The organism is Pseudomonas sp. GD04015 (assembly GCF_029837675.1).
Classification (GTDB): Bacteria; Pseudomonadota; Gammaproteobacteria; order Pseudomonadales; family Pseudomonadaceae; genus Aquipseudomonas; species Aquipseudomonas paralcaligenes.
Genome location: NZ_JAOEEE010000009.1, coordinates 102,139 through 124,182 on the forward strand (window position 1 = coordinate 102,139; position 22,044 = coordinate 124,182).

The following is a 22,044-nucleotide window of genomic DNA, read 5'->3' on the forward strand; positions in this document are numbered from 1 at the left end:
GAAACGCCGCCGTTTGGGTCCCAGATCAGGGATCTGAATCGACAGACTCACCAGGACGCCCCGGAATCGGGGCGTTCGCATTTCACGGGTGACACACCCGGAGCGACCGCGATGACAGATACCGAAGTACAAGCCCCGAAAATCGAATTCCCCTGCGAGCGCTACCCGATCAAGGTGATCGGCGAGGCCGGCGAAGGCTTCTCCGATCTGGTGGTCGAGATCATCCAGCGCCACGCGCCGGGCTTCGACGTCGACACCCTGGTGGTGCGCGACAGCCGCAATGGCCGCTTCCTCTCCGTGCAGGTGCTGATCACCGCCACCGGCATCGAGCAACTGCAGGCGATCCACGGCGATCTGAAAGCCACCGGCCGCGTACACATGGTGCTCTAGTGGCGGAGCTCGTGGTGCGGCACCTGGGCTTGGTGGAATACCTGCCGACCCTGGAAGCCATGCGCAGCTTCACCGCCGAGCGCGACGAGCGGACTCCCGACGAAATCTGGCTGCTGCAGCATCCCCGGGTGTTCACCCAGGGCCAGGCCGGCAAGCCGGAGCACCTGCTGGCGCCCGGCGACATCCCGGTGGTCCAGGTCGAGCGCGGTGGCCAGGTCACCTACCACGGCCCCGGCCAGTTGGTGGCCTACCTGATGCTGAACCTGCGCCGCCAGAAGCTGGGGGTGCGCGAACTGGTCACCGCCATGGAGCGGGCGCTGGTCGATGTGCTGGCCAGCTATGGCGTCGAGGCGGCGCCGAAGGCCGATGCCCCGGGCGTCTACGTCGGCGGCGACAAGATCGCCTCGCTGGGCCTGCGGGTGCGCAATGGCTGCTCGTTCCACGGCCTGGCCCTGAACGTCGACATGGACATGTCGCCGTTCCAGCGCATCAACCCGTGCGGTTATGCCGGCCTGAGGATGGTCCAGCTCAGGGATCTGCTCGAAACCCCGCCCTCGCTCGACGAGGTGGCTCAGCGCCTGGAGAGCGCCTTGCGCGAGCGCCTGGGTTACGCCTGAAAGCCTTTCGAAGTATCACCACGCTAACAAGCCCGTCATACCGGCGCAGGCCGGTATCCAGCCGCCCGCTCCGAGTCGCCTGACGGTTTTCTGGGCCCCGGCCTGCGCCGGGGTGACGGGTTTGAGAGTAAGGGCTTAAGCCAGGCAAGACGCGCCGACAGAGGGGTGGCGCTGTCAGTGCAGGTTGAGCGCCGGAATCAGGCTGCTGTCCTGCTGCTGGCCGGGCACCGGGGCGGGTGCGGCCAGGCCCAGGTTGTTCTTCTCGAACACCCGGTCGGCGCGGTAGCTGGAGCGCACCAGCGGGCCGGCGGCGACTTCCATGAAGCCTTTCTCCAGGCCGATGTCGCGGAAGCGGTTGAATTCCTCGGGGCTGACCCAGCGCTTGACCGGCAGGTGGTTGCGGGTGGGCTGCAGGTACTGGCCGAGGGTGAGGATATCCACGCCGATGGCGCGCAGGTCGTCCATGGTCTGCAGGATTTCCTCGTCGGTCTCGCCCAGGCCCAGCATCAGGCTGGTCTTGGTGATGATCGAGGGGCGATGGCGCTTGGCATGCTCCAGCACCTTGAGGGTCTTCTCGTAACCGGCACGGGGATCGCGCACCTCATGGGTCAGGCGTTTGACCGTCTCGACGTTCTGGGCGAAGACCTCCAGGCCGGAATCCACCACGCGGGCGATGGCCTCGTGGTCGCCGTCGAAGTCCGGCGTCAGGGCTTCCACCACCACCTGCGGCGTGTTGGCCTTGATCGCCTGGACGCAGGCCGCATAGTGGGCGGCGCCGCCGTCGGGCAGGTCGTCGCGGTCTACCGAGGTCAGCACGATGTAGCGCAGGGCCATCAGCTCCACCGACTTGGCGGTGTTCTGCGGCTCTTCCAGGTCCAGCCAGCCGTTCGGGTTGCCGGTGTCGACCGCGCAGAAGCGGCAGGCACGGGTGCAGACCGAGCCCATCAGCATGATGGTGGCGGTGCCGTTGGACCAGCATTCGCCCATGTTCGGGCAGTGGGATTCCTGGCAGACGGTGCTGAGGCGATGCTCGCCGACATTGCGCTTGACCGCGTCGAAGCGGCTGCCGCTCGGCGCCTTGACCCGCAACCAGCTCGGCTTGGGCTCGACGATCTGGGGTTCGGCAGAAGCGCGGCGCTTCTGGCCATCCTTGATCGCGGTGATTCCCTGGGAATTGCGGAATTTTTCGCCGCTGGATACGGGCTTGGGCGAGGCGGTATCGGACATCGAACTCTCGGCTCCGGTAGGGGCTTCGGTGGTGGGGCTTGTGGCCGGGGTGAAGTCTACCATGGGATGGGCTTCCAGAGGCTGCCGGCGGGGGCGCGAGCGTCGCCTGTACGACCAGCCGCCAGGCCCGTATGCCGGGGCTTTTCGTTGCGCCGCTGCGTCAGGTCTTGAGCTGGCTGGCGAACTGGCCGATGGCCTGGACCACCTGCTGTGCGCCATCCTGGATCTCGACGATCACCGCGCCAGCCTCGTTGGCGAGCTGCAGGCCCTGCTCGGCCTGCTGGCGACTGCTGGCCATGCTCGACACGGCGGCTTGGGCCAGGGCCTGGTTCTTCTGCACCACGTCGACGATCTCCTCGGTCGCCTGGCTGGTGCGCCCGGCCAGCTGACGCACCTCGTCGGCCACCACCGCGAAGCCGCGGCCCTGGTCGCCGGCCCGCGCCGCCTCGATGGCGGCGTTGAGGGCCAGCAGGTTGGTCTGGTCGGCGATGCCGCGGATGGTCTGCATGATGGTACTGATCAGCAGCGACTGGCGATCCAGCGCCTCGATGCCTTCGGCCGCCTCCTGCACCTTCTCGGCGATCTGGCGCATCACCTCCACCGTCTGCTGCACCACCGCCGCTCCCTTGCTGGCGCTCTCGTCGGTATGCCGGGAGATGCCGTAGGCGATGTTGGCCGCTTCGGCCACGGCCTGTTCCTGGTTGATCTGGTCGGTGATGACGGTGGCGAACTTGACCACCTTGTACAGGCGGTCGTGGGCGTCCAGCACCGGGTTGTAGGAGGCTTCCAGCCACACGGGGCGGCCGTGGCTGTCGACGCGCTTGAAGCGCCCGGCGACGTACTCGCCGCGGTTCAGCCGCGCCCAGAACTCGCGGTAGTCCTGGGAGCTGGATTCCTCCGGCTCGCAGAACATGCGGTGGTGCTTGCCGCGGATCTGCTCCAGGCGGTAGCCCATGCCATCGAGGAAGCGCTGGTTGGCGGTCAGCACTTCGCCGCCCAGGTTGAACTCGATGACCGCCGTGGAGCGCAGCAGCGCGTTGATCAGGCCCTCCCGCTCCTTCGCCGTCTCGATGGTGTCGGTCAGGTCGTTGGCGCACAGGGTGAAGTACTGGAGCTGGCCCTTGCCGTCGTTGACCGGCTGCCAGATGGCCCGCAGCCAGGCCTCGCGCCCGTCGCCACGGAGCAGGCGGAAGGCGCCGCTCCAGTGCTCGCGGTTGCGCAGGGCCGCCTGCAGGGCGGGATGGTTGGGGTGGCTGTGGAAGGTGGGCGGGATCAGCGCGTCGAGGGATTGGCCGACCAGTTGCTCGCGTCGATAATGCAGCGCCTGCAGGATATTGTCGTTGGCGTAGCGCACGCGTCCGCCCGGGTCCAGCTCCAGCACCAGCATTTCGCTGTACAGGGAGTCCTTGATCTGCCGGGTACTGGCGAGCTCGTCGCGCAGCTTGGCCAGTTCCTCTTTCAGACGCTGATTGAACATCGGTGATTCCCTTTGGGTTGAGGGGTACCAGTGCTTCGGCTGGATTCAGCCATCCTTGAGCGTGCTCGTCGCTTGCAGATTAGCAGCCCGTCCGATAAACCATCTGGCTTTGCGAGCCCCGCATGAACCGTCTCGACCTGACCCTGGAATTGCCGGCCGACTACCGGACCTACGACCTGCTGAACTTCCATCGCCGCGATGCCCAGGGCCTGGCCGAGCGGGTGACGGACGCCGGCCTGGACAAGGGCATTCTCTGGCAGGGCATTCCGGCCCGCCTGGCCCTGCGCTTCGAGGACGGCGGGGCGGGGGTGAGCCTGGAGGTGGACGGCGAGGTCGCCATCGATCCGCAGGTACTGCGAAGGCTGGCCGAGCACATGCTTGGCCTGACTCAGACGGTGCAGGCGTTCGAGGCCGAGCACGGTGCGCATCCACTGCTGGGCGCGCTGATCGCCGCCAACCGGGGGCTGCGCGTGCCGCAGTCGGCCTCGCCGTTCGAGGCCCTGAGCTGGGCCATCAGCGGACAGCAGATCAGCCTGGCGGTGGCCATCTCCCTGCGTCGCAAGCTGATCCAGCTGGCCGGCCTGCGCCATTCCAGCGGGTTGTTCTGCTATCCGGACGCGGCGGCGGTGGCGGCGCTGGACGAGGATGCCCTGGGCCAGGCCGGCTTCTCCCGGGCCAAGAGCGGGACGTTGCTGCGGCTCGCCCGCGAGGTGGTGGAAGGGCGGTTGCCCCTGGACGAATGGCTGCAGGACGAGCCGGCCGAGGCCATAGGCCAGCGGCTGCTGGCGCTCAAGGGCATCGGCCCGTGGACGGTGGACTACGCCCTGCTGCGCGGCTTCGCCCGGCTGGACGGCTCGCTGCACGGCGATGCGGCGGTGCGGCGCCAGCTGCAGCGCCTGCTGGGGGCGGAGGAGAAGCTCGACCAGCCCTTCGTGCGCGACTGGCTGCTGCCCTTCGCGCCCTGGCGGGCGCTGGTGGCGGCCCATCTCTGGGCCATGCCGTAAGTTCTCGGAAGTCGCAAAGGCCCGCGAGCCGGGCCTCTCTCCAACAGCGCCCGGCCTACGTGCAGCAGCCTTTGCTCAGCGCAGCCGTTGCAGCAGCGCCGGGGTCGGGTAGCCGTCGGCCGGCAGGCCCAGGCTCTGCTGGAAGGCGCGCACGGCACGGCGGGTGTTGGCGCCGATGATGCCGTCGGCCGCGCCGGGCTCGTAGCCCTTGGCGGCCAGGCTTTCCTGCAGTTCGATGCGCTCGCTGCGGCCCAGCGGGCGCTCGTCCTTCGGCCAGGTGGCCTGCAGCGGTGCAGCGCCGTTCAGGCGCTGGCCGAGCAGGCCCACGGCCAGGGCATAGGATGACGAGTTGTTGTACTTGAGGATGGCGCCGAAGTTGCGGAACACCAGGAAGGCCGGGCCGCGATGGCCGGCCGGCAGCAGCAGGTAGCCGGTGTCGTCCGGGGCGACGCTGGGGGGCGTGCCCTTCACCCCGAACGCTTGCCACTGGGCGTAGGTCTTGCGGATCTCGGTGTCGGCCAGGGCGTAGTCGAAGCCGCTGGGCAGCGCCACCGGGATGCCCCAGGCGTGGCCCTTCTGCCAGCCGGAGGCCTGCAGGTAATGGGCGGCCGAGGCCAGGGCGTCGGCGCTGGAGTTCCAGATGTCGCGGCGGCCGTCGCCGTCGAAGTCCACGGCATGGGTCAGGTAGGTGGTGGGGATGAACTGGGTCTGGCCCATGGCCCCCGCCCAGGAACCGCGCAGGCCGGTGCTGGTGATGTCACCGCTCTGCAGTATCTGCAGGGCGGCCAGCAACTGGTCCTCGGCGAACTGCGGGCGGCGCCCCTCGTAGGCCAGGGTGGCCAGGGAGCGGATCACCGACTGTTCGCCCATGAACTGGCCGAAGCTGCTCTCCATGCCCCAGATGGCGACCAGCGTTTCGCGGTCGACGCCGTAGCGCTCCTCGATGGCGTCCAGCGTGGCGGCATGCTGGGCCAGCAGAGCCTGGCCCTTGCGCACCCGCACCGGCGAGATGGCGCCGTCCAGGTACTCCCACACCGGCCGGCTGAACTCCGGCTGGGCACGGTCGGCGGTCACCACGCTCATGTCCGGCGTCACGCCAGCGAAGACCTGGTCGAACAGGTCTTCCGGAATGCCGCTGGCGAGGGCCTTGAGGCGGAAGCGGTCGCGCCAGTCGTCGAAGCTCAGGGCGGGGGCCGGTTCGGCTTCTTCCTTGGCCACGGGCGCGCTCGGCTCGGCCTGCTGCGGCTGCGCGACGAGCTTGGCGGAGGTCAGCTGGGGGGCGGGATTCGGAGTCTCGGCGCAGGCGCCCAGGAAGATAGCGGCGCCGGCGAGCAGGCAGCTCAGGCGGCCATTGGCGGAAAGCTGGAACATCGAGGCCTCTCGGTCTTGCCAATCAGACCGCGACCTTACCATGCCGGGCGGTTTTCAGAACCCCGTCGGCGTCTCGCGGGTGGATCAGGCCGCGGATTTCACCAGGCCCAGAAAGCAGGAAGCCTCCCAGTGGGAGGCTTCGCGGCGGTAGCTGCCTTTGCCTTTCTTCGGCTGTTCCTGGCGGCTGCGGAACAGTGGCTGGGCGACGATGGACTTGGCCTTGTTCGGCCGCTTGGGGGCTTTCTTGCTCATCGGATGATCCTCAGCTGACCCGCGACGCTGCGGGCGGCGCGGACTATGCGCCGCTGTACGAAAAATGTCCAGTGGGCGGAAGGGGAGAGACGCGGTGCGCGCGGCGCACCCTACGGCGGGCACGTATTTCGTGGGGGGTTATTCGCTCAGCGCCAGGCGCTGGCCGGCCATCAGCAGGGCCAGGCGCGCCAGGCTGCTCCAGGGATCGCCGGCGGCCTGGCCCTTGACCTGTGCGTCGATGCGCTGTGCGTCGATCAGCAGCTGGTTCCAGCGCGCCGCGGTATGGCGCTGCAGCGCCTTGCCGACCAGCGGGCGGCGCTTGTCCCAGATCGGCGGGCGGGCCGCGGCGAAGGCCTTCTCCAGCGGTACGCCCTGGCTGAATTGCAGGGCCAGGCCGGCCAGCTGGCGCAACTCGCGGGACAGCATGACGACGATGAACAGCGGTTCCACGCCTTCGCCGCGCAAGCCTTCGAGGATGCGCAGGGCGTGGCTGGCCTCGCCGTTCAGCACGGCGTCTACCAGGCCGAACACGTCGTAGCGGGCGCTGTCGGCCACCGCCGCCTGCACGGTGCCGGCGTCGATCTGGTTGCCCTCGGCCAGAAGCTTGAGCTTCTCGATTTCCTGGGCGGCGGCCAGCAGGTTGCCTTCCACCCGCGCGGCGATCAGTTCGACCGCTTCCTGGGTGGCCGCCAGGCCGGCCTGGGACAGGCGCTGGCGGACCCAGTTGGGCAACTGGGCGACCTCGACCGGCCAGATTTGCACGAACTGGCTGTGCGGCCCATCGATCAGGGCCTTGGCCCACTTGGTCTTCTGCGTCGCGCCGTCGAGCTTGGGCAGGCTGATCAGCAGCACCGTGTCTTCCGGCGGGCGTCCCAGGTATTCGAGGATGGCGGCGGTGCCCTTGTCGCCGGGCTTGCCGTTGGCGATGCGCAGCTCGATCAGGCGCTTCTCGGCGAACAGCGACAGGCTGGCGCCGGCCTCGTAGAGCAGGCCCCAGTCGAAGCTGGCCTCGGCGTGGAACACCTGGCGCTCGCCGAAGCCCTGCTGGCGGGTGGCGGCGCGGATGGCGTCCTCGGCTTCCTGGCACAGCAGCGGCTCGTCTCCACTGACCACGTAGACCGGGGCCAGGCCGCCCTGCAGGTGTTTGCCGAGTTGTGCGCCGTTCAGTTTCATCGGAAGCGCTCGTGAAAAGGGCCGGTCGCCCGGCCCTTCTCGTCCTACTGGCTGATCGGCAGCTGGATCGGCGACTGCAGCGGCGCCGACTCCTGCTGGGCGCGGCGCGCGGCGGCAGCGGCCTCCGCCTCGGCGGCGGCGCGGGCCTCGGCTTCCTGCTGCAGCTGCTCGAGCTGGGCCGGGGTCAGCTGCTGCAGGCGCAGGGACAGCTGCTGGATCAGTTCACGGCGCATTTCCTGGCGCAGCTGGCCGGACTCCTGGCTGGAGCCGATCAGGTTGTTCTCGTCGTGCACGTAGACGCTCTGCACGGCCAGCCAGTCCTTGAACAGCAGCAGGTTCTTCTCGCCACGCACTTCGTAATCCAGGCGGGTGGTCAGCTGGTATTCGGCGCTGCGCGCGTTGCTGGTGAAGCTGGCGGTACGCTGGGTTTCCTGCTCGTTGGCCAGGTACAGGCGGTAGGGGGCGCCGTTGTGGACCTTCACGCCGCTGTTCTCGAGGTACTGTTTCAGTTGCTTGGCGGTTTCGCCGTAGGCGTTGCGCGCCTGCAGGTCGATTTCCCCGAGGGCGAACTCGCCGCCGCCGGTGCCGCGCAACTGGAAGCCGCAGGCGCTGAGCAGGACGGTGAGGCCGATGACCAGCATGTTCCGTTTCATCATTGTGTTTCCCCTTGAGAAACCGGCGCCGCAGCGCCGGGCTGAATCAGTTGGCGACCGTTTCAATTAGCGACGATGTTGACCAGCTTGCCCGGCACGACGATGACCTTGCGGATGGTCACGCCCTCGGTGAAGCGCAGCACGTTCTCGTTGGCGCGGGCGGCGGCCTCGACCTCCTCGCGGCTGGCGCTGGCCGGCACTTCGATCTGGCCGCGCAGCTTGCCGTTGACCTGGATGACCAGGATCAGGCTGTCCTGCACCAGGGCCGACTCGTCCAGTACCGGCCAGGCGGCGTCGATGACGGCGCCGGTCTTGCCCAGCTGTTGCCACAGCTCATGGCAGATGTGCGGGGTGATCGGCGCCAGCAGCAGGGCCACGGTCTCCAGGCCTTCCTGCAGCAGGGCGCGGTCCTGTTCGCTGGCGGTCGGGGCCTTCTCCAGCACGTTCATCAGGGTCATCACCTGGGCGATGGCGGTGTTGAACTTGTGGTGCTGGCCCACGTCGTTGCTGGCCTGCTTGATGGCCAGGTGGATGGCGCGACGCACGGCCTTCTGCTCGTCGGACAGCGAGGCCACGTCCAGCGCGCCCGGCAGGCCGGCGCTGACATGGCCGTGGGCCAGACGCCAGACGCGGCGCAGGAAGCGGTTGGCGCCTTCGACGCCGGCGTCCGACCACTCGCAGCTCATGTCGGGCGGCGAGGCGAACATCATGAACAGGCGGCAGGTGTCGGCACCGTACTGGTCGATCATGTCCTGCGGGTCGACGCCGTTGTTCTTCGACTTGGACATCTTCTCGGTGCCGCCGATCTCCACCGGCAGGCCGTCGGCCTTCAGCTTGGCACCGATAACCTTGGCCTTGGCGTCACGCTCGACTTCGACGTCGGCCGGGTTGAACCAGTCCTTGCCGCCGTTTTCCAGGATGCGGTAGTAGGTCTCGGCGACCACCATGCCTTGGGTCAGCAGGTTCTTGAACGGCTCGTTGGAGCTGACCAGGCCCTCGTCGCGCATCAGCTTGTGGAAGAAGCGCGCGTAGAGCAGGTGGAGGATGGCGTGCTCGATGCCGCCGATGTACTGGTCCACCGGCAGCCAGTGGTTGGCGGCCTGCGGGTCGACCATGCCGCCTTCGTAGTTCGGGCTGGCGTAGCGGGCGAAGTACCAGGAGGACTCCACGAAAGTGTCCATGGTGTCGGTCTCGCGCTTGGCCGCGGCGCCGCATTTCGGGCAGGTGCAGGTGTAGAACTCGGGCATCCTGGCCAGCGGCGAGCCGGCGCCGTCCGGCACCACGTCTTCCGGCAGCACCACCGGCAACTGGTCTTCCGGCACCGGCACGTCGCCGCAGCTCGGGCAGTGGATGATCGGGATCGGGCAGCCCCAGTAGCGCTGGCGGCTGATGCCCCAGTCGCGCAGGCGGAACTGGGTCTTGCGCGCGCCGTGGCCGCTGGCCTCCAGGTCGGCGACGATGGCGTCGAAGGCGGCGGTGAAGTCCTTGCCGTCGTACTTGCCGGAGTTGAGGGTGGTCAGGCCCTCCTTGTCGCCGTACCAGGCCTGCCATTCGGCGCTGGAGTATTCCTGGTCCGCGGCGGCGTAGACCTGCTTGATCGGCAGGCCATACTTGCTGGCGAACTCGAAGTCGCGCTCGTCGTGGGCCGGCACGGCCATCACGGCGCCTTCGCCGTAGCCCCACAGCACGTAGTTGGCGACGAACACCGGCAGCTTGTCGCCGGTCAGCGGATGGACGACGAACTGGCCGGTGGCCACGCCCTTCTTCTCCATGGTCGCCATGTCGGCCTCGGCCACGGAGCCGGCCTTGCATTCGGCGATGAAGGCCTGCAGTTCGGCGTTGTTCTCGGCGGCGCGCTGGGCCAGCGGGTGCTCGGCGGCCACCGCCACGTAGGTGGCGCCCATCAGGGTGTCGGGGCGGGTCGAGTAGACCTTCAGGCGGCCCTCGATGCCGATGCTGGCGACGTCGTAGTCGAACTCGATGTCGGCGCCGAAGCTCTTGCCGATCCAGTTGCGCTGCATGGTCTTGACCTGCTCGGGCCAGCCATCCAGCTCGTCGAGGCTGCTCAGCAGCTCTTCCGCGTAGGCGGTGATGCGGAAGTAGTACATCGGGATTTCACGCTTCTCGACCAGCGCGCCGGAGCGCCAGCCGCGGCCGTCGATGACCTGCTCGTTGGCGAGCACGGTCTGGTCGACCGGGTCCCAGTTCACGGTGCCGTTCTTGCGGTAGATCACGCCCTTCTCGAACAGGCGGGTGAACAGCCACTGTTCCCAGCGGTAGTAGTCCGGCTTGCAGGTGGTGACTTCGCGGGTCCAGTCGATGGCCAGGCCCAGCGATTTCAGCTGGGCCTTCATGTAGGCGATGTTCTCGTAGGTCCACTTGGCCGGGGCGACGTTGTTCTTCATCGCCGCGTTCTCGGCCGGCATGCCGAAGGCGTCCCAGCCCATCGGTTGCAGCACGTTCCTGCCCTGCATGCGCTGGTAGCGCGCGATCACGTCGCCGATGGTGTAGTTGCGCACGTGGCCCATGTGCAGCTTGCCGCTCGGGTAGGGGAACATGGACAGGCAGTAGAAGGTGTCCTTGCCCGGCTGTTCGGTCACGACAAAGGATTTCTGCGCGTCCCACTGGGCTTGGGCGGCGGCTTCGATTTCACGGGGCGAATACTGTTCGTGCATGGGCTTTCGGCGCTGAAAATGAGGGCTTGCGAGAAACGCCGTAGCATACATGACCCCCCCTGATTCAGGGAAACCCTGATTGTGCCGCGCCGCCGTTTGTCGCGGCGCCCGGCCTGCGGAGCGGCCGGCGCTAAGCTTGCCAGAGAGAGGCGCGCAGGTAGCGCCCGGTCGAGGTGGTGGATGGCAGAGTCGCGGGGTGCGGATGTCGGGGGCGGGCTCTACGAGCGGCTGCTGCAGCGCCTGGCGCTGGCCCTGGAGGAAGCGGACACCGCGACTCGCCTGCACGAGACGCCGCCGGACGAACTGGAGCTGCGCGGCCTGACCCCGGCGGAGCTGGAACTGATCCGCGCCTACCTGGACCGCGACCTCAACTGGCTGCGCGGCTGGCACGCCGCCGCCGAGGAGCTGGCGGTGATCGAGCAGTTGCCAGCGAACGCCGCGAAGCCGGTCGCCAGGCTGCCCAAGCGCGTGCTGGGCAAGCCGCTGCCGCGTGGCAAGCCGGTGCTGAAGAAACGCCAGCAGCTGTGCTGCGCCCTGTGCGGGGCGGTGGCCCAGATCCAGCGCGGCGAGGGCGTGCTGCCCTGTAGCGCCTGCGGCTCCAGGCTGTTCCGGGCGGGTCAACCTCGGTAGTCTCCATGGCCACTGGAGGTGTCCATGGAACTGCGCTTCATCCTCAAGCAACTGATCCTTCCGCCTGGCGGCCTGTTGCTGCTGATCCTGCTGTCCTGGCTGCTGTGGGCCTGGCTGGGGCGGCCGCGCCTGGCGACGCTGTGCCTGGCCGGCGGCCTGGGTGGGCTGTGGCTGCTCAGCCTGCCGGTGGTGGTGGAGTGGTCGGCCCGGCTGATCGAGCGCGAGCCGGCGCTGGCCGAGGCCGAATGGTCGCAGCTGGGGCAGCGCGCCGAGGCCATCGTGGTGCTCGGCTCGGGACGCGAGGAGGCCGACCCGGCCTGGGGCGGCGACCAGCCCAGCGTCACCGCCATCGAGCGCCTGCGCTACGCGGCGCGCCTGCACCGGGCCTCGCAGCTGCCGATCCTGATCAGCGGCGGCCTGCACTACGGCCAGCCGCCCAGCGAGGCGGCGATGATGGCCGAGGTGCTGCAGCGCGATTTCGGCGTGCCGACCCGCTGGCAGGAGGCGCGCAGCCGCACCACCTGGGAGAACGCGCAATTCAGCGCGGAGATGCTCAAGGCGCAAGGTGTGAGTCGCGTGGTGCTGGTGACCCAGGCGGCGCACATGCCGCGTTCGCGCTGGTGCTTCGAGCGCGCCGGGCTGGAGGTGGTGGCGGCACCGCTGGGCTTCCTCGGCGTGCCCAGCGAGCGCCCGCTGAGCGGCTGGCTGCCGGAGGGCAAGGCGCTGTGGCAGAACACCCGGCTGCTCAACGAGGCGATCGGGATGCGGGTCTATCCGCTGCTCTATCGCTGAGAGTCGGCGCGGTAGGAGCGAGCTTTGCTCGCGAACGCCTTGGCGGCTGCCGATGTTCGCGAGCGGGCTCGCTCCTACGTAGGGTGCGCCGCGCGCACCGTCGCTACATCAGCTCTGGCGACGTGCCCACAAGGCCCAACCCAGCAGCCCGACGCACAGCACCACCAGCGGCCAGGCGCGCCAGCGCAGGTAGGGCGTCAGCCCCTGCATCGACTGCACCTCGCCATACAGGACGGCCTGCTGGAACTGCGGAATCTGCGCCGTGATGCGGCCCTGCGGGTCGATCAGCGCGGTGACCCCGTTGTTGGTGGCGCGGATCATCCAGCGGCCCGATTCCAGGGCGCGCATCTGCGCCATCTGCAGGTGCTGCAGGGGGCCGATGGAGGTGCCGAACCAGGTGTCGTTGCTCACCGTCAGCAGCAGGTCGCTGCGCGCGGCCAGATCGGCGGCGAACTCCGGGTAGACCACCTCGTAGCAGATGAACGGCGCGATGCGCAGGCCCTTGGCCTGCAGCGGCGGCTGGTCGGTCGGGCCGCGGGCGAAGTCGGACATGGGCAGGTCGAAGAAGGCGATCAGGCCACGCAGCATGTCCTGCAGCGGCACGTATTCGCCGAACGGCACCAGGCGCTGCTTCAGGTAGGTGCCTTCGCCCCAGCCGGTGACGGTGATCGCGTTGTAGTAGCGCTTCTCGCCACGCTCGTTGGCCTGCCGCACCGGCACGCCGGTGATCAGCGCGGCGTCGCGGTCGGCGGCGACCCGGCCCATCACGCTCAGGTAGCCCTCGGCGAATTCCTTGAGTACCGGCACGGCGGTCTCCGGCCAGACGATCAGGTCGGCCGGCCGGCTGCTCAGGGTCATGTCGCGGTACAGGGCCAGCTGGGCGTCCAGCTGCGCCGGGTCCCACTTGAGGTTCTGCTCCACGTTGCCCTGCAGCGCGGCGACCTTCAGTGGTTCGCCACTGGCTGCGGTCCAGGCATGGCCGGAGAGCCCTAGGCCGGCGAGCCACGGCGCCAGCAGCAGGGCCACACCGGCGGCGAGCCGCACCTTGTCGTGGCGCAGGCGTGCCAGGTTGACCAGCAGCGCCGCGCTCAGCGCCAGCACCAGGGACAGCAGCCAGACCCCGCCGATGGGCGCCAGGCCGGCCAGCGGGCCGTGCATCTGGCTGTAGCCGACGTAGAGCCAGGGGAAGCCGGTGAGGAACCAGCCGCGGAACGCTTCCTGGGCCAGCCACAGGGCGGCGAAGGCCAGGGCGTCGGCGATCGGCGAGTCGTCGCGGCGCAGCCAGCGGACCCAGAGCCAGCCGGTCAGGGCGAACAGCAGGGCGAGTCCGGCGCAGAAGCCGAAGGTCAGGAAGCCGGCCAGGGCCGGCGAGGCGGCGCCATAGTCGTGGATGCTGACGTAGACCCAACTGGTGCCGCTGAGGAACAGGCCGAGCCCGTAGAGCCAGCCGCGCAGCAGGGCCTGGCGCGGCGACAGCCCGCGCATGCCGAGGTAGAACAGGGCGATGGCGACGATGGCCAGCGGCCAGATGTCGAGGGGAGCCAGGGCCAGGGTGGTGCAGGCGCCGCCGGCGATGGCCAGCAGGTTGCCCGGCCAGCCGGGTTGAGTGATCCAGCGCATCGTGCGTCCTTGATCGGGAAATCAGGCGGGCAAGGGTACTGGAAGGGCGGGAGGGCCGGAAGCGGGAGGCTGTGTGGGAGCGGCCGGGCGGCTTCCGGTTGGCCGCGAATCTTCGCAGGTGCCCTGTGGGAGCGGACTTGTCCGCGAAGCCTTCTATGGCCCCATTCGCGGCCAAGGCCGCTCCCACAGAAGGGCCGCTCCCACAGGAGGAGGGGCCCTGCGCCCTCTAGCGCTCCAGCGGGGTCAGGCGCAGCAGGTGGACCCGGCGGCTGTCGGCGTTGAGCACGCGGAAGCGGAATTCGCCGATCTCGGTCACCTCGTTGCGCTTGGGTAGGTGGCCGAAGGCGTTCATCACCAGGCCGCCGACGGTGTCGAACTCGCTGTCGGAGAATTCGCTGTCGAAGGCCTCGTTGAAGGCGTCGATCGGGGTCAGGGCCTTGACCAGGAAGTCGCCGGACGGCAGCGGCTTGATGTAGCTGTCCTCCTCGACGTCGTGCTCGTCCTCGATGTCGCCGACGATCTGCTCCAGCACGTCCTCGATGGTCACCAGGCCGGCCACGCCGCCGTATTCGTCGATGACCACGGCCATGTGGTTGTGGTTGGCGCGGAACTCGCGCAGCAGCACGTTGAGGCGCTTGGACTCCGGCACGAAGGTGGCGGGGCGCAGCAGGTCCTTGATGTTGAACGGCTTGTCCCGGTCCAGGATCAGCGGCAGCAGGTCCTTGGCCAGGAGGATGCCGATCACCTCGTCGAGGCTCTCGCCGATCACCGGGTAGCGCGAGTGGGCGGAGTCGACGATGGCGGGCAGGAACTCGGCCGGCGTGTTGCAGGCCTTGATGCTGACCATCTGCGAGCGCGGCACCATGATGTCGCGCACTTGCAGGTCGGCGACCTGGATGGCGCCTTCGACGATGGTCAGGGCCTCGCTGTCGAGCAGCTTGTTCTGGTGGGCTTCGCGCAGGACTTCCAGCAGTTCCTGGCGGTTTCTCGGCTCATGAGCAAAAGCCTGGGTCAGCTTGTTGAACCATGACTTCTGCTCGTTGCTCGATCGGTCTTCGCTCATGATGAGTCTCGGTGTCTTCCTATTCTTGTTCGGCGTACGGGTCGGGGTGACCCAGTTCGGCCAGCAATTCTCGTTCCAGCGCCTCCATCTCCTCGGCTTCCTCGTCTTCGAGGTGGTCGTAGCCGAGCAGGTGCAGGCAGCCGTGGATGACCAGGTGGGCCCAGTGGGCCTCGGCGGTCTTGCCCTGTTCGCGGGCTTCGCGCTCGACCACCGGCACGCAGATCACCAGGTCGCCGAGCAGCGGGATGTCGAGGATGCCTTCCGGCACCTCGGCGGGGAAGGACAGCACGTTGGTGGCGTAGTCCTTGTGCCGCCAGGTGTGGTTCAGCTCGCGGCCTTCCAGTTCGTCGACCAGGCGGATGGTCAGCTCGGAGTCGGCCGTGCGCTGGCGCAGCGCCAGCTCGCACCAGCGGCGCAGCTGCGCTTCGCTGGGCAGGTCGGTGGCGCTGGAGGCGTTCTGCAGGTCCAGTTCAAGCATCGCGCGGGTTGTCCCTGGCCGGCTGGCGCTCCTCGAAGCGCTCGTAGGCCTCGACGATGCGCTGCACCAGCGGGTGGCGCACCACGTCCTTGGGCTTGAAGTGGGTGAAGCTGATGCCCGGTACGTCCTTCAGCACTTCCATCACGTGGCTGAGGCCGGACTTGGTGCCGCGTGGCAGGTCGACCTGGGTGATGTCGCCGGTGATCACGGCAGTGGAGCCGAAGCCGATACGGGTGAGGAACATCTTCATCTGCTCGAGGGTGGTGTTCTGACTCTCGTCGAGGATGATGAAGCTGTTGTTAAGGGTGCGCCCGCGCATGTAGGCCAGCGGGGCGATCTCGATCACCTGCTTCTCGATCAGCTTGGCCACCGTCTCGAAGCCGAGCATCTCGTACAGCGCGTCGTACAGCGGGCGCAGGTAGGGGTCGATCTTCTGCGCCAGATCGCCGGGCAGGAAGCCGAGCTTCTCGCCCGCCTCGACCGCCGGGCGCACCAGCAGGATGCGTCGCACCTGCTCGCGCTCCAGGGCGTCCACGGCGCAGGCGACCGCCAGGTAGGTCTTGCCGGTGCCGGCCGGGCCGATGCCGAAGTTGATGTCGTTGTCGAGGATCGACTTGACGTAGCGCTGCTGGTTGGCGCCGCGCGGCTTGATCACGCCCTTCTTGGTGCGCAGGGCCACACCGGCGTCGGCCTTGCCGCTGTCCAGCGCCTCCAGACCGGACTCCTGCAGGTACAGGTGGACCATCTCCGGCGACAGCTCGGCACTCTTGGTCTCGCGGTACAGGCGGCGCAGCAGGTTCTCGGCGGACTGGGTGTGCTTGCTCGGGCCGACCAGTTCGAACTGGTTGCCACGGTTGCGAATCTCGATGGACAGGCGTTGCTCGATCAGGCGCAGGTGCTCGTCGAATTGCCCGCAGAGATTGGCGAAGCGATGAGCTTCGAAGGGTTCGAGGATGAAGCGATGCGGTTCTATGGGTGCGTTCAATGTGGTCTGTTGGCCGCCATTCGGCTGGGGGTGGTTGGCGAAGGATAACCCCGCGCGCTCCGGGGTGAAAGTTCGGGCGGCGGGGTTGGCATTGGCCATTGGTCGATCAGTTGAGTTGGATGAGGCTGCCGCGCAGGGAGTGGGGCAGGGCGCCGTCGATGTGCACGTCGACGAACTGGCCGATCAGCGCCGGGTTGTCCGAGCGGAAGTTGACGATGCGGTTGTTCTCGGTGCGGCCCTGGAGCATGCCCGGGTCCTTCTTCGAATAGTCGCTGACCAGGATGCGCTGGATGCTGCCGGTCATCTTGTGGCTGATCTCGTAGCCCTGCTGGTGGATGCGGCTCTGCAATATCTGCAGGCGCCGCTTCTTCACCTCGTCCGGGGTGTCGTCCACCAGGTCGGCGGCCGGGGTGCCGGGACGCGAGCTGTAGATGAAGGAGAAGGAGAAGTCGAAGCCGACGTCCTCGATCAGCTTCATGGTCTGCTCGAAGTCCTTCTCGGTCTCGCCGGGGAAACCGACGATGAAGTCCGAGCTGATGCAGATGTCCGGCACCGCGGCCTTAAGCCGGCGGATGCGCGACTTGTATTCCAGCGCGGTGTGGTTGCGCTTCATCGCCGCCAGCACGCGGTCCGAGCCGGACTGCACGGGCAGGTGGAGGAATTTGACCAGCTGCGGGATATCGGCGTGGGCCTGGATGATCGCGTCGGAGAACTCCAGCGGGTGGCTGGTGGTGTAGCGGATGCGCTCGATGCCGTCGATGGTCGCCACCGCGTAGAGCAGGTCGGCGAAGTCGCTGCCGTCGTGGCGGTAGCCGTTGACGTTCTGGCCGAGCAGGGTGACTTCCTTGACGCCCTTCTCCGCGAGCTGGGTGATTTCCAGCAGCACGTCGCCGAGCGGGCGGCTGACTTCCTCGCCGCGGGTGTAGGGCACCACGCAGAAGGTGCAGTACTTGCTGCAGCCTTCCATCACCGAGACGAAGGCGCTGGGGCCGTCGACGCGTGGCTCGGGCAGGCGGTCGAACTTCTCGATCTCGGGGAAGCTGATGTCGACCTGGGCCTTCTTGGTGCTGCGCGCGGCGTCGATCATCTCCGGCAGGCGGTGCAGGGTCTGCGGGCCGAACACCACGTCGACGTAGGGCGCGCGATCGCGGATGGCGGCGCCCTCCTGGCTGGCCACGCAGCCACCGACGCCGATCACCAGGTTCGGATTCTCCAGCTTCAGCTCGCGCCACATGCCCAGTTTGGAGAACACCTTTTCCTGGGCTTTTTCGCGGATCGAGCAGGTATTGAGCAGGATCACGTCGGCTTCCGCCGGGTTTTCCGTGACTTCAAGAGCCTGGTGTTCGCCCAGCAGGTCGACCATGCGCGAGCTGTCGTACTCGTTCATCTGGCAACCGTGGGTCTCGATATAAAGCTTCTTGGCCATCAGCGTGCATCGGGTGGTTCGAATGGACCGCGCATTATAGGGGGCGACCGACGAGCTTCCTAGCGTTGCCTGTCCGCACGCTGGTAAGATTCGCGCCCCCGATTTCCAGCGGTCCTCTATCCTCCTTCTATGAGCAAGCGCGAACCCATCTACAAGGTGATCTTCCTGAACCAGGGCCAGGTGTACGAGATGTACGCCAAGCAGATCTACCAGAGCGACCTGTGGGGCTTCCTGGAGGTGGAGGAGTTCGTCTTCGGCGAGCGCACCCAGGTGGTGGTCGACCCCAGCGAGGAGAAGCTCAAGGCCCAGTTCGAGGGCGTGGTGCGCAGCTTCGTGCCGATGCACTCCATCGTGCGCATCGACGAGGTGGAGCGGCTGGGCACGCCGAAGATCAGCGAGGCCAGGGGCGGCGGCAACGTGATGCCGTTCCCCATGCCGATCCCCGAGAAGTAGCGCACGCCGCCGCGCGGACTGGCCTCAGTTGGGCGCGAAGGCCGGCACCTGCGGGCTGATGCCGGTGCCCGGCGAGCCGGGTGTTGGGTTGAAGCCCGAGGGGTCCCTGTTGTCGAGGTTCTGCAGCTCCAGCAGGTAGCTGCGGAAGATCTGCCCCAGCACCTGGCTGGCGGCCTGCAGTTCTTCCCTGCCCATGCGCTCGGCCACCTGGTCGGCGCTGTCCATGGCTTCGTCGGAGCCGTTCACTGCCGCCATCTTCAGCACGATATAGGCCTGCACGTTGTTGGCCTGCACGCCCTCGCCACGGAAGAACATGGTGCCCAGGCGCAGCTGGGCCTGGGCGTTGCCCTGCAGCGAGGACTGCTCGAACCAGTGCATGGCCTGGGGCAGGTCGCGCGGCACGCGCTGGCCTTCGTAGTAGAGTTCGCCGAGTTCGTACTGGGCCTGGGCGTCGCCCTGGCGGGCGACCTCCTGGCAGGCTTCCACGGCCTGGGGCAGGTCTTCGGGGGCGGTGTTCAGCGAGCAGGGGCCCATGGCCGGCACCAGCAGCGAGTTGTCGCCCGCCTGGGCCAGCAGTGGGGAAACGAGCAGCAGGCAGCCCATGAAGAGCTTGCGGCCGGTGCATGTCATGAATCGGAACGCCTCGCGGAACGGTCGGGCCTCGTGCCCTGCCGGCGAAACGCGCCGGCCGTCACATTATGTATAAGCCGGAGCGTCGTTACAAAGCCTTTGCCGGATTCGGCCGCCGCCTCAGGCGAGCCTGGCGAAGGCCCGCTCCGCGGCGGCGAAGGTGATTTCCAGTTCCCGGTCGCCATGGGCGATGGAGGTGAAGCCGGCCTCGAAGGCGCTCGGGGCCAGGTACACGCCGCCTTCCAGCATCAGGTGGAAGAATCGCTTGAAGCGCTCGGCATCGCTACCCATCACGTCGCCGAAGGTGATGATGTCGTCGGCGCCGCTGAAGTACAGGCCGAACATGGCGCCGGCCTGGGTGGTGACGAAGGGTACGCCGGCGGCATCGGCGCGCTCCTGCAAGCCGGCCAGCATGCGGCTGGTGAAGTCGGTCAGCTCGGCGTGGAAGCCCGGGCGGCTGATCAGCTTGAGGGTGGTCAGGCCGGCCGCCATCGCCAGCGGGTTGCCCGACAAGGTGCCGGCCTGGTAGACCGGGCCGAGCGGGGCAACGCATTCCATGATCGCGCGCTTGCCGCCGAAGCAGCCGACCGGCATGCCGCCACCGACGATCTTGCCGAAGGTCGACAGGTCCGGGGTGACGCCGTAGTGGGCCTGGGCGCCGCCGAGGGCGACGCGGAAGCCGGTCATCACCTCGTCGAAGATCAGCACCACGCCGTGCTTGTCGCACTGCTCGCGCAGACCCTGGAGGAAACCGGGCGCCGGCGGCACGCAGTTCATGTTGCCGGCCACCGGCTCGACAATGATGCAGGCGACGGTCTTGCCGACCTCGGCCAGGGTCTGCTCGACGGCGGCCAGGTCGTTGTAGGGCAGGGTCAGGGTGTGCTTGGCGAAGTCCGCCGGCACCCCGGCCGAGCTGGGCACGCCTTGGGTCAGCAGGCCGGAACCGGCCTTGACCAGCAGGCTGTCGGAGTGGCCGTGGTAGCAGCCCTCGAACTTGATGATGGCATCGCGCCCGGTATAGCCCCGGGCCAGGCGGATGGCGCTCATGGTCGCCTCGGTGCCGGAGCTGACCATGCGCACCAGTTCCATGGACGGCACGATGGAGCAGACCAGGTCGGCCATTTCCACTTCCAGCGCGGTCGGCGCGCCGTAGGACAGGCCGTGCTCCAGCTGCTTGCGCACTGCGTCGAGCACCTCGGGGTGGCCGTGGCCGAGGATCATCGGGCCCCAGGAGCCGACGTAGTCGACGTAGCGCTTGTCGTCCTCGTCGATCACGTAGGCGCCTTCGGCGTGCTTGAAGAACAGCGGGGTGCCGCCGACGCTGCGGAAGGCGCGCACCGGCGAATTGACGCCGCCGGGGATGTGTTTCTGGGCGTTGGCGAACAGGGTTTCCGAACGGGACATGGCAGGTCTCTCTCGAATCAGCGATAGCGAATCAGGATGTGGCGAACAGCGCGCCGAAGGCGCGGGCGCGGGCCTCCACCTCGGCGGCGGAGGGCGCGGAGAACAGGGCGTGGATCACCGCCAGCAGGTCGGCGCCACGGCGGATCAGGTCGGCGCCGTTGTCCAGGCTCACGCCGCCGATGGCGGTGATCGGCAGGGCGAAGCGGGCGCGGGCCTGTTCCAGCAGCTCGGGGGTGGCGCTTGGCGCGCCGGGCTTGGTCTGCGACGTGAAGAAGCGGCCGAAGGCGATGTAGCTGGCGCCCTCGGCGACCGCCGTCGCGGCCAGCTCCAGGCTGGCGTGGCAGGTGCCGCCGATGACCGCGCGCGGGCCGAGCAGGGCGCGGGCGGCGGCCAGGGAGCCGTCCTCCTGGCCCAGGTGCAGGCCGACGCCGAGGCGGGCGGCCAGTTCGGCGTCGTCGTTGATGATCAGGTCGGCGCCGTGACGTGCGCACAGCTCGGCCAGGGCCTCGGCCTCGCGCAGGCGACGGGCGGCGTCGCCGGATTTGTCGCGGTACTGCAGCAGGCGCGCGCCACCTTTCAGCGCCGCTTCCACGTAGGGCAGCAGCCGGCCGTCGGCCAGCAGCTGGCTGTCGGTGATGGCGTAGAGGCCGCGCAGTGGCCGGCTCACGAACGGCGCCTCACTGGCAGAAGTCCAGCGGCAGGCGGCGCGGCACGAACTGGCCGTGCCCCGGCTGCTCGGCGTCGCGCAGGGTGCGCCAGGTGTAGTCGAGGGCCGAGCGCACGGCGCTGACCGTTTCCTCGCCCAGGGCCAGGCGGCCGGCCAGGGTGCTGGCCAGGGTGCAGCCGGAGCCGTGGTAGCTGCCCGGCAGGCGTGCGCAGGTGAAGGTGTGGCGTTCGCCGCCACGCACGTAGAGGCGGTTGTGCACTTCGGCCTCTTCGCCGTGGCCGCCGGTGATCAGCAGGTTCCGGCAATAGGGGGAGAGCTTTTCGGCGCACTCGTCCGCGGTGCCCTCGGGCAGCTCTGCGAGGATGCGCGCCTCCGGCAGGTTCGGCGTGGCCGCCGCGGCGATCGGCAGCAGGCGCTCGCGCATGGCGTAGCCGACGTCGTCCTTGCCCAGCGAGCCGCCGCCGCCGGCGCGCAGCACCGGGTCGCAGACCAGCGGCACGCCGGGCAGCGACTGCATGATCTCGACCACGGTGTCGACCATATCCACCGAGCCGAGCATGCCCAGCTTGACGGCGGCCACCGGCAGGTCGGCGATGATGGCGCGGGCCTGGGCCAGCACCCAGTCGCGGTCGAGCACGCGGAAGTCGGAGACGTTGACGGTGTCCTGCACGGTCAGCGCGGTGACCGCCGGAGCGGCGTGGCAACCCTGGGCGAGCAGGGCTTCGATGTCCGCCTGCAGGCCGGCACCACCGGAAGGGTCGTGGCCGGACAGGCAGAGGACGACGGGACGGGAGTTGTGTCTGTTCATGGCCGGCGAGCTTACCACCTGGCGGCGAGGTGGCCCAATCGGCGGGGCGCGACATCTTGCTCCGGGGCGGCGGATTTTTCCCCGGGGCCCTGTGATAGAGTGCCGCCCATACCAATTAGAAGGGTTACGCGCGCCGCGCCAAGAGCCTGCTCACGATCAGCTGCGTTTCGGCTGAGTGGCGTTGAAAACGGCTTCGGAATGTTCGTTTACACCACGTAAACGCTGCTTCCCCAGCCATTTCGCCACCCG

The 22,044-nt window shown here is 68.2% G+C and carries 22 protein-coding genes; 6 read left to right on the plus strand and 16 right to left on the minus strand.

Annotated features, from left to right (window positions below; translation table 11 throughout):
- The first annotated feature begins 111 nt into the window (after positions 1–111).
- Together N7640_RS10525 and lipB are read left to right on the plus strand one after the other, a co-directional pair.
- Positions 112–390: a DUF493 domain-containing protein gene (locus tag N7640_RS10525; protein ID WP_220811914.1), complete on the plus strand. Its 279-nt coding sequence runs from the start codon at positions 112–114 to the stop codon at positions 388–390.
- Entirely contained in the window at positions 390–1,007 is a 618-nt protein-coding gene (gene lipB / locus N7640_RS10530) for a lipoyl(octanoyl) transferase LipB (RefSeq protein ID WP_279902778.1), read from the plus strand. The genes N7640_RS10525 and lipB overlap by 1 nt, the downstream gene beginning before the upstream one ends.
- A 174-nt stretch (positions 1,008–1,181) precedes the next feature.
- On the opposite strand, the gene lipA is transcribed toward lipB, so the two are convergent.
- Together lipA and N7640_RS10540 are read right to left on the minus strand one after the other, a co-directional pair.
- Positions 1,182–2,234 carry a lipoyl synthase gene (gene lipA / locus N7640_RS10535; RefSeq protein WP_279902777.1) on the minus strand — a complete coding sequence of 351 codons (1,053 nt, stop codon included), beginning with the start codon at positions 2,232–2,234 and terminating at the stop codon, positions 1,182–1,184.
- A 160-nt stretch (positions 2,235–2,394) separates the two neighbouring features.
- Positions 2,395–3,711 (minus strand): PAS domain-containing methyl-accepting chemotaxis protein, encoded by a 1,317-nt coding sequence (locus tag N7640_RS10540; RefSeq protein ID WP_279902776.1) that lies wholly within the window; start codon positions 3,709–3,711, stop codon positions 2,395–2,397.
- Positions 3,712–3,833: 122 nt separating this feature from the next.
- Between N7640_RS10540 and N7640_RS10545 the strand changes: the two genes are divergently transcribed.
- Positions 3,834–4,715: a 3-methyladenine DNA glycosylase 2 gene (locus tag N7640_RS10545; RefSeq protein WP_279902775.1), complete on the plus strand. Its 882-nt coding sequence runs from the start codon at positions 3,834–3,836 to the stop codon at positions 4,713–4,715.
- A 75-nt stretch (positions 4,716–4,790) separates the two neighbouring features.
- On the opposite strand, the gene N7640_RS10550 is transcribed toward N7640_RS10545, so the two are convergent.
- The 5 genes from N7640_RS10550 to leuS all read right to left on the minus strand — a co-directional run bounded on the left by N7640_RS10550 (position 4,791) and on the right by leuS (position 10,839).
- The gene (locus N7640_RS10550; protein ID WP_279902774.1) at positions 4,791–6,086 is read right to left on the minus strand and encodes a lytic murein transglycosylase; all 1,296 of its coding nucleotides are present in this window, start codon (positions 6,084–6,086) and stop codon (positions 4,791–4,793) included.
- An 84-nt stretch (positions 6,087–6,170) separates the two neighbouring features.
- On the minus strand, positions 6,171–6,338 hold the full coding sequence (gene arfA, locus N7640_RS10555; RefSeq protein ID WP_220811926.1) for an alternative ribosome rescue factor ArfA: 168 nt from the start codon (positions 6,336–6,338) through the stop codon (positions 6,171–6,173).
- Between the two features lie 138 nt (positions 6,339–6,476).
- Positions 6,477–7,511 (minus strand): DNA polymerase III subunit delta, encoded by a 1,035-nt coding sequence (gene holA, locus N7640_RS10560; RefSeq protein WP_220811927.1) that lies wholly within the window; start codon positions 7,509–7,511, stop codon positions 6,477–6,479.
- 44 nt (positions 7,512–7,555) lie between these two features.
- A complete protein-coding gene (lptE, locus tag N7640_RS10565) occupies positions 7,556–8,167 on the minus strand; it encodes an LPS assembly lipoprotein LptE (protein ID WP_220811928.1) in 612 nt (203 codons plus the stop codon).
- Positions 8,168–8,226: 59 nt separating this feature from the next.
- Complete coding sequence (gene leuS, locus N7640_RS10570; protein WP_279902773.1) at positions 8,227–10,839, minus strand: leucine--tRNA ligase; 2,613 nt, start codon at positions 10,837–10,839, stop codon at positions 8,227–8,229.
- Between the two features lie 180 nt (positions 10,840–11,019).
- On the opposite strand from leuS, the gene N7640_RS10575 reads away from it, so the two are divergent.
- Both N7640_RS10575 and N7640_RS10580 read left to right on the plus strand, forming a co-directional pair.
- Positions 11,020–11,469 (plus strand): hypothetical protein, encoded by a 450-nt coding sequence (locus tag N7640_RS10575; protein WP_220811933.1) that lies wholly within the window; start codon positions 11,020–11,022, stop codon positions 11,467–11,469.
- A 24-nt stretch (positions 11,470–11,493) separates the two neighbouring features.
- Positions 11,494–12,261, plus strand: coding sequence for a YdcF family protein (locus N7640_RS10580; RefSeq protein WP_279902772.1), 768 nt, complete (start codon positions 11,494–11,496; stop codon positions 12,259–12,261).
- Between the two features lie 108 nt (positions 12,262–12,369).
- On the opposite strand, the gene lnt is transcribed toward N7640_RS10580, so the two are convergent.
- From lnt to miaB, 5 genes are all read right to left on the minus strand, one after another.
- Positions 12,370–13,881, minus strand: coding sequence for an apolipoprotein N-acyltransferase (lnt, locus tag N7640_RS10585; RefSeq protein WP_279902771.1), 1,512 nt, complete (start codon positions 13,879–13,881; stop codon positions 12,370–12,372).
- Between the two features lie 226 nt (positions 13,882–14,107).
- Positions 14,108–14,944, minus strand: coding sequence for an HlyC/CorC family transporter (locus N7640_RS10590; RefSeq protein ID WP_279902770.1), 837 nt, complete (start codon positions 14,942–14,944; stop codon positions 14,108–14,110).
- A gap of 19 nt (positions 14,945–14,963) precedes the next feature.
- Positions 14,964–15,422 carry an rRNA maturation RNase YbeY gene (gene ybeY / locus N7640_RS10595; RefSeq protein WP_220811946.1) on the minus strand — a complete coding sequence of 153 codons (459 nt, stop codon included), beginning with the start codon at positions 15,420–15,422 and terminating at the stop codon, positions 14,964–14,966.
- Positions 15,415–16,407 carry a PhoH family protein gene (locus N7640_RS10600; RefSeq protein WP_220811948.1) on the minus strand — a complete coding sequence of 331 codons (993 nt, stop codon included), beginning with the start codon at positions 16,405–16,407 and terminating at the stop codon, positions 15,415–15,417. The genes ybeY and N7640_RS10600 overlap by 8 nt, the downstream gene beginning before the upstream one ends.
- Positions 16,408–16,513: 106 nt before the next feature.
- Positions 16,514–17,833 (minus strand): tRNA (N6-isopentenyl adenosine(37)-C2)-methylthiotransferase MiaB, encoded by a 1,320-nt coding sequence (gene miaB, locus N7640_RS10605; RefSeq protein ID WP_279902769.1) that lies wholly within the window; start codon positions 17,831–17,833, stop codon positions 16,514–16,516.
- Between the two features lie 129 nt (positions 17,834–17,962).
- Here miaB and N7640_RS10610 point away from each other — a divergent pair, with 129 nt between their 5' ends.
- On the plus strand, positions 17,963–18,286 hold the full coding sequence (locus N7640_RS10610) for a DUF1820 family protein (RefSeq protein ID WP_220811952.1): 324 nt from the start codon (positions 17,963–17,965) through the stop codon (positions 18,284–18,286).
- A 24-nt stretch (positions 18,287–18,310) separates the two neighbouring features.
- Here N7640_RS10610 and N7640_RS10615 read toward each other — a convergent pair whose 3' ends face one another.
- The 4 genes from N7640_RS10615 to N7640_RS10630 all read right to left on the minus strand — a co-directional run bounded on the left by N7640_RS10615 (position 18,311) and on the right by N7640_RS10630 (position 21,795).
- Entirely contained in the window at positions 18,311–18,916 is a 606-nt protein-coding gene (locus tag N7640_RS10615) for a tetratricopeptide repeat protein (protein WP_220811954.1), read from the minus strand.
- A 120-nt stretch (positions 18,917–19,036) separates the two neighbouring features.
- Entirely contained in the window at positions 19,037–20,320 is a 1,284-nt protein-coding gene (gene hemL / locus N7640_RS10620; RefSeq protein ID WP_279902768.1) for a glutamate-1-semialdehyde 2,1-aminomutase, read from the minus strand.
- Between the two features lie 31 nt (positions 20,321–20,351).
- On the minus strand, positions 20,352–20,975 hold the full coding sequence (thiE, locus tag N7640_RS10625) for a thiamine phosphate synthase (protein WP_279902812.1): 624 nt from the start codon (positions 20,973–20,975) through the stop codon (positions 20,352–20,354).
- A gap of 22 nt (positions 20,976–20,997) precedes the next feature.
- The gene (locus tag N7640_RS10630) at positions 20,998–21,795 is read right to left on the minus strand and encodes a hydroxymethylpyrimidine/phosphomethylpyrimidine kinase (RefSeq protein WP_279902767.1); all 798 of its coding nucleotides are present in this window, start codon (positions 21,793–21,795) and stop codon (positions 20,998–21,000) included.
- Positions 21,796–22,044: the final 249 nt, after the last annotated feature.

Excerpts from the sequence above, each read along its gene's own strand:
- N7640_RS10590 (WP_279902770.1), bottom strand. The coding sequence starts at position 14,944 with ATGAGCGAAGACCGATCGAGCAACGAGCAGAAGTCATGGTTCAACAAG.
- lnt (WP_279902771.1), bottom strand. The coding sequence starts at position 13,881 with ATGCGCTGGATCACTCAACCCGGCTGGCCGGGCAACCTGCTGGCCATC.
- leuS (WP_279902773.1), bottom strand. The coding sequence starts at position 10,839 with ATGCACGAACAGTATTCGCCCCGTGAAATCGAAGCCGCCGCCCAAGCC.
- N7640_RS10610 (WP_220811952.1), top strand. The coding sequence starts at position 17,963 with ATGAGCAAGCGCGAACCCATCTACAAGGTGATCTTCCTGAACCAGGGC.
- N7640_RS10575 (WP_220811933.1), top strand. The coding sequence starts at position 11,020 with ATGGCAGAGTCGCGGGGTGCGGATGTCGGGGGCGGGCTCTACGAGCGG.
- ybeY (WP_220811946.1), bottom strand. The coding sequence starts at position 15,422 with ATGCTTGAACTGGACCTGCAGAACGCCTCCAGCGCCACCGACCTGCCC.
- N7640_RS10630 (WP_279902767.1), bottom strand. The coding sequence starts at position 21,795 with ATGAACAGACACAACTCCCGTCCCGTCGTCCTCTGCCTGTCCGGCCAC.
- holA (WP_220811927.1), bottom strand. The coding sequence starts at position 7,511 with ATGAAACTGAACGGCGCACAACTCGGCAAACACCTGCAGGGCGGCCTG.
- hemL (WP_279902768.1), bottom strand. The coding sequence starts at position 20,320 with ATGTCCCGTTCGGAAACCCTGTTCGCCAACGCCCAGAAACACATCCCC.
- N7640_RS10615 (WP_220811954.1), bottom strand. The coding sequence starts at position 18,916 with ATGACATGCACCGGCCGCAAGCTCTTCATGGGCTGCCTGCTGCTCGTT.
- N7640_RS10545 (WP_279902775.1), top strand. The coding sequence starts at position 3,834 with ATGAACCGTCTCGACCTGACCCTGGAATTGCCGGCCGACTACCGGACC.
- lipA (WP_279902777.1), bottom strand. The coding sequence starts at position 2,234 with ATGTCCGATACCGCCTCGCCCAAGCCCGTATCCAGCGGCGAAAAATTC.
- N7640_RS10550 (WP_279902774.1), bottom strand. The coding sequence starts at position 6,086 with ATGTTCCAGCTTTCCGCCAATGGCCGCCTGAGCTGCCTGCTCGCCGGC.
- N7640_RS10540 (WP_279902776.1), bottom strand. The coding sequence starts at position 3,711 with ATGTTCAATCAGCGTCTGAAAGAGGAACTGGCCAAGCTGCGCGACGAG.
- N7640_RS10580 (WP_279902772.1), top strand. The coding sequence starts at position 11,494 with ATGGAACTGCGCTTCATCCTCAAGCAACTGATCCTTCCGCCTGGCGGC.
- N7640_RS10525 (WP_220811914.1), top strand. The coding sequence starts at position 112 with ATGACAGATACCGAAGTACAAGCCCCGAAAATCGAATTCCCCTGCGAG.
- lptE (WP_220811928.1), bottom strand. The coding sequence starts at position 8,167 with ATGATGAAACGGAACATGCTGGTCATCGGCCTCACCGTCCTGCTCAGC.
- miaB (WP_279902769.1), bottom strand. The coding sequence starts at position 17,833 with ATGGCCAAGAAGCTTTATATCGAGACCCACGGTTGCCAGATGAACGAG.
- arfA (WP_220811926.1), bottom strand. The coding sequence starts at position 6,338 with ATGAGCAAGAAAGCCCCCAAGCGGCCGAACAAGGCCAAGTCCATCGTC.